8 protein-coding genes and 1 riboswitch are annotated in these 8,761 nt (G+C 69.0%); of the genes, 6 read left to right on the top strand and 2 right to left on the bottom strand.

Going from position 1 to position 8,761, the window contains the following annotated elements; translation table 11 throughout:
* Positions 1–119 precede the first annotated feature (119 nt).
* Positions 120–1,658, top strand: coding sequence for a signal peptidase I (locus E7Z54_RS07055; RefSeq protein ID WP_136432302.1), 1,539 nt, complete (start codon positions 120–122; stop codon positions 1,656–1,658).
* Positions 1,659–2,151: 493 nt separating this feature from the next.
* Complete coding sequence (locus tag E7Z54_RS07050; RefSeq protein ID WP_136432300.1) at positions 2,152–3,153, top strand: Ku protein; 1,002 nt, start codon at positions 2,152–2,154, stop codon at positions 3,151–3,153.
* Between the two features lie 18 nt (positions 3,154–3,171).
* Here E7Z54_RS07050 and E7Z54_RS07045 read toward each other — a convergent pair whose 3' ends face one another.
* Both E7Z54_RS07045 and E7Z54_RS23025 read right to left on the bottom strand, forming a co-directional pair.
* Positions 3,172–3,993, bottom strand: a complete 822-nt coding sequence (locus E7Z54_RS07045) for a F510_1955 family glycosylhydrolase (protein ID WP_346763534.1) — start codon at positions 3,991–3,993, stop codon at positions 3,172–3,174.
* Between the two features lie 35 nt (positions 3,994–4,028).
* A complete protein-coding gene (locus tag E7Z54_RS23025; RefSeq protein WP_168798207.1) occupies positions 4,029–4,205 on the bottom strand; it encodes a hypothetical protein in 177 nt (58 codons plus the stop codon).
* A 302-nt stretch (positions 4,206–4,507) separates the two neighbouring features.
* Here E7Z54_RS23025 and E7Z54_RS07040 point away from each other — a divergent pair, with 302 nt between their 5' ends.
* From E7Z54_RS07040 to E7Z54_RS07025, 4 genes are all read left to right on the top strand, one after another.
* Positions 4,508–5,098: a hypothetical protein gene (locus E7Z54_RS07040; protein ID WP_136432296.1), complete on the top strand. Its 591-nt coding sequence runs from the start codon at positions 4,508–4,510 to the stop codon at positions 5,096–5,098.
* Between the two features lie 199 nt (positions 5,099–5,297).
* Positions 5,298–5,477, top strand: a riboswitch (cobalamin riboswitch).
* A gap of 93 nt (positions 5,478–5,570) precedes the next feature.
* A complete protein-coding gene (locus E7Z54_RS07035; RefSeq protein WP_206056056.1) occupies positions 5,571–6,590 on the top strand; it encodes a FecCD family ABC transporter permease in 1,020 nt (339 codons plus the stop codon).
* Positions 6,587–7,420: an ABC transporter ATP-binding protein gene (locus E7Z54_RS07030; protein WP_240769556.1), complete on the top strand. Its 834-nt coding sequence runs from the start codon at positions 6,587–6,589 to the stop codon at positions 7,418–7,420. The genes E7Z54_RS07035 and E7Z54_RS07030 overlap by 4 nt, the downstream gene beginning before the upstream one ends.
* Positions 7,417–8,424, top strand: a complete 1,008-nt coding sequence (locus E7Z54_RS07025) for an ABC transporter substrate-binding protein (RefSeq protein WP_240769555.1) — start codon at positions 7,417–7,419, stop codon at positions 8,422–8,424. The genes E7Z54_RS07030 and E7Z54_RS07025 overlap by 4 nt, the downstream gene beginning before the upstream one ends.
* Positions 8,425–8,761: the final 337 nt, after the last annotated feature.

The raw sequence follows: 8,761 nt of genomic DNA, 5'->3' as shown, positions 1-8,761 counted from the left end.
CGACATCACCGACGTCGCGAACGTGACCAACGTCCGATTCACCATCAACGGCTGAGTCGGGGACTGAGACCACCGTGGGGAGGGGCACCGCTGAGGTCGCCCCTCCACCGGTCATCGTCATGAGAAGGATCTGTCTCGGACTCGCCGCCACCGTCGTCCTGGCGGGTGTGCTGGCCCTCGCTGCCGGCTGGGTGGCCGTTGTCGGCACGCACGGCAACAGCATGGCCCCCCGGGTGGAGACTGGCGACCTGGTCGTGGTCGTCCAGAGTCCGACCTACGAGACCGGCGACGTCGTGGCCTACTCCAGCCACGACCTGCAGCAGGTCGTGCTGCACCGTGTCGTCGGATCAGAGGACGGCCGCTACACCCTGCGCGGCGACAACAACGACTTCGACGACCCCGAACAGCCGACCGCAGACCAGCTGATCGGCAAGGAGCTCCTCCACATTTCTCACGGCGAGGTCTGGATGGACCGGCTGACCAGCCCACCCGCGCTCGCCGTACTCACCTTCTGCCTGCTCGCCCTCGGCGGCACGACCACCCGATCCCTGCGTAGAGGTAGGAAACGACCGATGGCTCAACACTCAGCTACGTCCCGCTCCCCGGTTCGGCTGGGCGGATTCTCGCCACGACTGCGCACAGCTGCCACGGTCGCTGCCGTCGTGGCCATCGTCGGCCTGGTCCTGGCCGGAGTGTCGTGGACGCGGCCCGCGACCGCCACCCAGGCCGCTGCGAGCCCGGACGCGTCGAGGATGACGTTCTCCTACTCCGCGGACGTACCGGTCTCGCCGGCTTACCAGGGCACGACTGTCACCTCACCGGCACCGCTGTTCCGGAAGCTGGTCACGACAGTGGCGCTGAAGTACACCTACCGCGGCGAGCCCGCACGGATCTCGGTCGCGGCCGAGCTGTCCGCCGCAAGCGGCTGGAAGACCGCGATGCCCCTCACTCCGGCTACGGACACCGAAGGGCCGGTGCACACGGCCACCGTCAACCTGGACCTCGATGCCCTCGAGGACAAGGCGAACGCCGCAGCCGCGGCCATCGGCATCCCGGCAGCCCAGATCGAGGTCACGATCGTACCGAGGGTCGAGAGCCCCGATGGAGCCGTCTTCTCCCCGCGACTCGCGTTCATGCTCACCCCACTCAAGCTCGAGCTCGCCGGAAACAAGTCCTCTCTCACGGTGAACGAGTCCGCGCCGACCGCACAAGCCCTTGGCGCTCCCACCATCGCCCTCGGCGGACGCGAGATCGCCGTCTCCACCCTGCGGACCACCTCGGTGTTGCTCACCGTCAGCGGCGTCCTGGCCCTCGGTGCGATCCTGCTGCTGTCCCGAGCGGGCCGCGGCGACGAGCGCGCCGCGATCAGACGCCAGTACTCCTCCCTCCTCCTCCAGGTGGAGCCCGTCCCCAGTCCCGCAACACGACCGGTCGTGGACGTCGTCGACTTCCCCACCCTGGCCAGACTCGCCGAGCGCTACGGCCTGCTGGTCCTGCACTGGACCCGCAGCGACATCGAGACGTTCATCGTCCAGGACGACGGAATCACCTACCGCTACCGGATCCCCACCACCGCTGACCCGCGCACCGCTGCACCGGCCACGAACGCAGTCGCCGACGAAGACACGACCGCGAGCCCGACGTCGGCGGCACGGTGAGAGAGCAACCAACCGACGCACACCCCAAGATCTGCCGGCGCCCTGTCCCCCGCCGGCAGTAGGCGGCTTCGTCTCGGGTACCGCCCAAGCACCCCGCGAGCCGCCGGTCGGGCGGGGCCAATCCCCGGCCCCGCCCGACCGACCAACGTCGACCGCGCCACATCCGGCCCGCCGACTCCCGCCCTCCCGACGCACCGGTCCCGGCAATCTGTGGTCCCCGCCCGTCCAAGCAAACGGCGGTCCGTCGCCCAGCTCCGCAACAGCTCCTCTACCCACATTTGGGTATGCGCAGAGCCATGGGGATCACCTGCCCACCGCTGTTGGTGCCGCAGACCCTCGACGAGGCGGTGGCGCAACGGTGGGTCGATCAGTACGCCTCCGCCCACCAGGCCGGCAGGCTGATCCCGAGCCAGCTGCTGCACCAGGCGCCGGCAGTCCTCGGCATGCTCGAGCTCGCCGCGGGTACCTACCGACCACGGAAGGCAGGTACCCCATGGCGCGCGCGATCTGGACCGGATCACTCTCCTTCGGCCTGGTCAACGTCCCGGTCGGCCTGTTCTCGGCCACCCAGGAGCACGAGGTTCGCTTCCACCAGTTCGAGAGCGGCACCTCGTCGCGGATCCGGTACAAGCGGGTCAACCAGGACACCGGCGAGGAGGTGGACTACGACGACATTGTCAAGGGCGCGGAAGTCGACGAGGGCAAGTACGTGATGCTCACCGCCGAAGAGCTGGCGGCGGTCGAACCCGGCAAGAGTCGCACGATAGACATCAGCGACTTCGTCGAGGCCTCCGAGATCGACCCGATCTACTACCAGAAGGCCTACTACCTGGCGCCGACGGACGACACCGCCAAGAAGCCCTATGCGCTCCTTGCGCGGGCGATGGAGAAAGCCGATCGGATCGGAATCGCGACCTTCGTGATGCGGGACAAGCAGTACCTCGCCGCGATCCGGCCCAAGGACGGCGTCCTGATCCTGGAGACGATGTACTTCGCCGACGAGGTCCGGGACCCGAAGAAGGAGCTCGAGAACCTACCCGGTCGGACCTCCTCGCGCGGCAAGGACATCACGATGGCGCTCAACCTCATCGACGCCCTCTCCGCCTCCTGGAATCCGAAGAACTACCGGGACACCTACACCGAGCGCGTCGAGCAACTCGTCAAGGCGAAGAAGAAGGACCGCGTCGTCGTCACCGAAGGCGACGCGGAGGAAGCAGGAGAGAAGGCAGTCGACCTGCTCGCAGCGCTGCAAGCGTCCCTCGAGCGAAGCAAGGACCACCGACCCGGTAACACCCACAACCTCGGCAAGCTCGAGACCCGGAAGCGCGAGATCACCGATGTCGACCTGGGCGACCTGAGCAAGGCCGATCTCATCGGCCTGGCGAAGGAGCTCGACATTCGCGGACGCTCGAAGATGAAGACGGACGAGCTGCGCGAGGCCATCGAGGGCGTTCGGAACGAGTCCTCCCGAGCGAAGTCCCGACGGGCCGGATGAGCGAAAGCCGGCCGGCGCTCAGTGGCCGTCGGCTGCCGTCGGCACGAGCAGTCTCCACGTCTCACCGACGTCATCAGACGAGAACACGCCGCGGTCGGTGGCGACGTACCAGACGTCCGACGTGGCCTCCAGCGCCTGCGGGTGGCCCGGAGTGCTCCCGTGACGACGCCAGGCGTCACTCGACGGGTCCCGGGTGGAGTAGATCTCCCCGGACGCCGTCACACCGACCAGCGTGCCCTTCTCCGGCGAGTCGATCAGGAGAACGGGCGGCGCATTCGGGAGCTTGGTCGTTGTGCCGTCGGTCCGATACTCGGCCAGTCCTCGCGCGGTGCTGGCGAGGATCTGGTCGGCGTCGCGGCCGAGCCAGGCGAGATCGATCACGGGCGCCTCGCCGATGGTCGTCCAGGTCTGGCGGTCCTGCGAAACGACCAGTCGGCCGGTCAGGGAGTCGAAGCCGTAGGTGCTGCGGTCGGCGACCTCGAGCGCGTGGAAGTCGGCCTCGCCGGCGAGGGAGACCGAGGACCAGGTGGCTGCAGCGTCGGTGGACTCGATCAGCCCGAGATGTCGGGGGAGGTCCTCTCTCAGGTCCGGGTGGCCGCTGGCGAGGAACGTGTCCGGGCCGGTGACGGTGAACGCCATCGTGTCCTGCCACCGGTCCGCGATCCGTCGGGTCTCCCCGTCGTCCTCGATCCGGAAGACCCCGAAGTGGCTGGCTGCATACAGGTCGCCGTCGGCGGGGTTCACCCCGAGCCCATGGACGTGCGCAAGAGCGTTGTCGTCGGGCCTGGCTGTGCTGTCCCCAGGCGGCGAGGACGGCGCGCCGCAGCCAGCGAGGAGCACGGTGCAGAGGAGAAGTGCTGAACGTAGGCGGGCGGTCAACGTGGCACATCCTCCAATGACTCATCCGGGGAGGACCGATTGTCGCGTATCCGCCAGATCGCGAGCGCCGTGACCACCGCCACGAGCAACCCGACGATCACCGCGCCCGCCAGACAGGCGAGCATCCACAGCGCCATGCTGCCCATGCCGGCCGTGCACCACAGGGGTCCCATGACGAACCCTCACCCCCTGGAGCGACCCGTCATCGATGGCGGGCCGCGAGCTTGTGAAACTCCTATCCAGAGTAGCCGGGACTCCCTGTCGACAGGCCCGCGGCAGACGACCCCGTCTCGGGAGCGCAGCGCCTCCACGGGAGCTCCCCCATGGTGGTCGCCGCCACCACGCGGTTAAGCAAAGATCGTCCGTTGCCGATGGCGTGGCACCGTTCGATCGGCGTAGGTTGCGAGAGGGTCCGGCCGGGGCCCGGTCACCGCCTCGACCGGTCTTCTGCACACCATCGACCGAGGAGGCAGCAATGTTCATCCAGATGATCCAAGGCCCCTGTTCTCGGCAGGACGAGGTCCACGCTCTGCTCGACGAGTGGCGTCGCGACCTGGCTCCCGGTGCGTCCGGCTGGCTGGGCGGCACGTACGGGTTCACCGACGACGACCAGTTCATGGCGGTGGTCCGGTTCGAGTCCCGCGATGCCGCGATGGCCAACTCCAACCGGCCCGAACAGGGTGCGTGGGCCGAGCGATTCGCCGAGCTGATGGCCGGTCCGCTCGAGTTCCACGACTGCGACGACGTCACGTTGTTCATGGACGGCGGCTCCGATCAGGCCGGCTTCGTCCAGATCATCCGGGGCCGCGCCGAGGACCCGTCGCGTCTCAAGGCGATGCTCGCCGACACCACCACGCTGCACGAGATGCGACCGGAGATCCTCGGCGGCACCCTGGCGTTCGAGCCTGACGGCTCCTTCATCGAGACCGTCGCCTTCACCACCGAGGAGGAGGCTCGTAAGGGCGAGCAGCTCGAGCCGCCCGCCGAGGTGCGCCGCGATCTGGAGTCGGTCATGAAGGGAGCCAGCTTCTACGACCTGCACCACCCGTGGTTCCAGAGCGCCTGAGCGGCGCCTGACGACCTGCGGCCCGGGCCGAGGACCGCCTCTTCTGGCGAGCCTCATGCCCGGGCCGCCTGGCGTCACCTTCCCCACGAGGCCGGACCTCGTCGGACGGGGAGCTCGGTGACCTACTCCAGGGCACGGTGGGCGTCGATGTGATCTGTCGCTCGTGGGCAGGCTCTTGCCGACTCGTGGCCATCCGCCCTAGATTGCGCGACGAGCCAGTCACACCCCCAGGGGTGCGGGAATCCGGTGAGAATCCGGAACTGACGCGCAGCGGTGAGGGCGACGGGCGAGGCAGCAAGCCACTGGACCAGCTGGTCTGGGAAGGCGTCTCGTCCGATTGACCCCAAGTCCGAAGACCTGCTGGCAACTTGTGTCCACCGGGCTTCGCGACTGAGCTCCTGACTCCCCTGAGGTCAACGTCATCCATACCGTCGAGGCGGTACCGCGTCGCCGTGATGTCCGCCGGTTGCCCGTGACGCTGGTTCTTTTGGTGCTCGCCCTCGCGGTTGCCGTGACGGCGGTGCTCTCGATCGGGTTCGGTGCCGAGCCGTTGCCCGCCTCGGTGGTGGTCGACGTTCTGCGGCACCGTGTCGGCGGCAGCGGCACGACGGACTCGGCGTACGACGCCATCGTGTGGCAGATCCGTCTGCCACGGACGATTCTCGGCCTCGTCGTCGGCGCCGGGCTGGCGATCGCCGGCGCCGGCATCCAGACGCTGGTGCGCAACCCGTTGGCCGACCCCTACCTGCTGGGGGTGTCCTCCGGCGCGAGTGTCGGCGCCACGGCCGTGATCACCTTCGGAGTCCTCTCGGGTCTCGGACTGTGGTCGTTGTCGGTCGGCGCTCTGTTCGGAGCACTGCTCGCGGCGGTCCTGGTCTTCGGGGTGGCAATGCTGCAGGGCGGGTTGACCCCGTTGCGACTGGTGCTCACCGGGACGGTGCTGTCCTCGGCGTTCTCCTCGATCGCCAGCTTCATGGTGTTCCGGAGCGCAGAGCCGCAGGCGGCACAAACGGTACTGTTCTGGCTCCTCGGGTCGCTGTCAGGCGCCACCTGGGAGCAACTGTGGCTGCCCTGCGTGGCGGTCGTGGCGGCCTTCGGTGTGCTGATGAGCGGCAGCGGCTGGCTCGACGCGCTCGCGGTGGGCGCGGACACCGCCGCCGCCCTCGGCATCCCGGTCCGTGCGTTACGGATCGCGCTGTTCGTGCTGCTCGCCGTGCTGGTCGGGATCCTGGTGGCGGTGGCCGGTGGAATCGGATTCGTCGGACTGGTGCTGCCCCACATCGCCCGCCTTCTGGTGGGACCGCGTCATCGAGTCTCGCTGCCCGTGGTCGCGCTGGCGGGGGCGCTGTTCCTGGTGTGGGTCGACATTGCCGCGCGGGTCATGGTCCGTCCGACCGAGATCCCGCTCAGCGTGGTCACCGGCCTGATCGGCGCGCCCGTCTTCCTCGTCCTGCTCGGTCGCCGCAGCTATCGGTTCGGAGGGGACCGTTGATCTTCGACTCCCCCGCAGATCTCGCGGCGCGCCCCGCCGACACGATCCCGCACCTGGCGACCCACGGGCTGAGTTGCGTGATCGGCGGCCGCACCATCCTGAGTGGTGTCGACCTCGAGGTCCGTAGAGGCGAGGTGCTGGGACTGATCGGGGCCAACGGCACGGGCAAGTCCACCCTCCTGCGAGTTCTGGCCGGAGTACGTCGACCGGCTGCGGGCAGCGTCCGCCTCGCCGGCGAGTCACTGACCGCCATGCGTCCCCGGCTGCGCGCCCGACACCTGGCGTTCGTCGCCCAGGAGGAGACCGGCCCGACCGATCTGCTGGTCGGTGAGATGGTCGGGCTCGGCCGGGTTCCGCATGCGCGGGCATGGGGTGGCTTTGAAGAGCGCTCGCGTGGAGCGATCCGCGCGGCGCTCGACCAGGTGGACCTGGGTTACGCGATCAACCAGCCGTTGGACCGGCTCTCCGGGGGCGAGCGGCGTCGCGCACTGATCGCACGGGGCCTGGCCCAGGAGGCGCCCCTGCTGTTGCTCGACGAGCCGACGAACCATCTGGACATCGGCCACCAGCTGGCTCTGATGCGTCGGATCCGCGCCCTCTCCCGAACCGTCGTGGTCGCCCTGCACGACCTCGACCTCGCCGCGACGTTCTGCGACCGGGTCGCGGTGCTTCACGACGGTGCCCTGCTGGCCTGCGGCGAACCAGACGAGGTGCTGACGCCGTCGATCCTCCACGACGCGTTCGGCGTCCTCGCCACTCGCGTGACCCACCCCATCACCGGCCGCACACATCTGCTGTTCAGCCGCGACGAAAGAGAGCCGCACCCGTGAGCCGCACCCGCACCATCGTCTTCGGCATGTCACTCCTCGCCCTCGCGATGAGCGGCTGCAGCGCCGCCCCCGACGGAAAGAGCGCCCGCGGCGAGGTGACCGTCACCAACTGCGGGGAGCCAGTGACTCTTCCCGCACCGGCCCAGCGGCTCTTCGTCAACGACAGCAACCTGATCTCGATGATCCTGGCCCTCGGCGCCGAGGACCAGGTCGCGGCGGTGAGCAGCCTGAACCGGGACGAGCAGGTGCTCGCCGCCCACTACGGTCCCGCGGTCGGCCAGCTCAACCAGGTCTCGGATGACTACCCCAGCCTCGAGACCGTGGTCGCCCAGCGGCCCGACGTCATGGTCGCGGGCTGGAACTACGGCTACGACGAGGCCAAGCACCTCACCCCCGACTCCCTCGCGGCCCACGACATCGGCGCCTACGTGCTCACCGAGAGCTGCCGCCAGGACGGCGGCGACGCGCGCGGCATCGTCGACCCCTGGACCGCGCTGCGCCAGGACCTGACGAACCTGGGCACGATCACCGGGCGCGCCTCCGAGGCCAGCGAGGTCACCGCCGACCTCGCCGCACGCCTGGACGCCTTGTCCGCCGCCCCTCAGGCCGACGAGGACGAGGCCCCGGTGCTGTTCGTCTTCGACAGCGGCGAGAAGACGATCTTCACCAGCGGGGCGTTCGGCGCTCCACAGGCGATCATCGAAGCCGCGGGAGGACGCAACGCGGTCGGAGACCTCAAGGACACCTGGACCGAGGTCTCGTGGGAGCGGCTCGCCACGGCGAGGCCGGACGCGTTCCTCTTCGTGGACTACCCCGGGCAGACCTATCGGAACAAGGTCGAGATCCTCAGGTCCCATCCGGCGACCCGCGACCTGGACGCGGTCAGGCAGGAGCGGTTCCTCAACCTGCCCTATGCGATGTGGACCAGCGGTCCGCTGAACATCGACGCCGCCGAGCAGGTTCGGGCTGCCTTGGAGCAGTGGCGGCTGGTTCCCAGCCGGTGACCGGCGTTCGCAGTTCCTCCTCGCTCCCGGGCCGGGCGACGAGCCGCGCATAAAGGAGACCCCGGCCGTAACATCCCCCCAGAAGCGGCGACCGGGGCCTCCACCCCGCTGGTACCCGCTGCGGATCGAACTAGCCGGGGGGACGAGATGAGCAACCCCGCGGGAGTCCGCGTCAAGCGACCACATTCGGGCACGGCGCGGCGATCGACTTCGGCTCGGTGAGCCGGGCGCGCCGGACGGATCGCGGCCTCCGGCTCGCCGGTCCCGCGCGTCGCCTGATGCGACATGCGCCCGGAGTCACTCGTCCGTTCGGTCATCAGCTGATGACGTGCCCGGT

Source organism: Nocardioides sp. (genome assembly GCF_004803405.1).
GTDB classification, from domain to species: Bacteria; Actinomycetota; Actinomycetes; order Propionibacteriales; family Nocardioidaceae; genus Nocardioides; species Nocardioides vastitatis.
The sequence above is the reverse complement of the archived record's forward strand: the minus strand, read 5'-3'. Positions and strand labels throughout refer to the sequence as shown.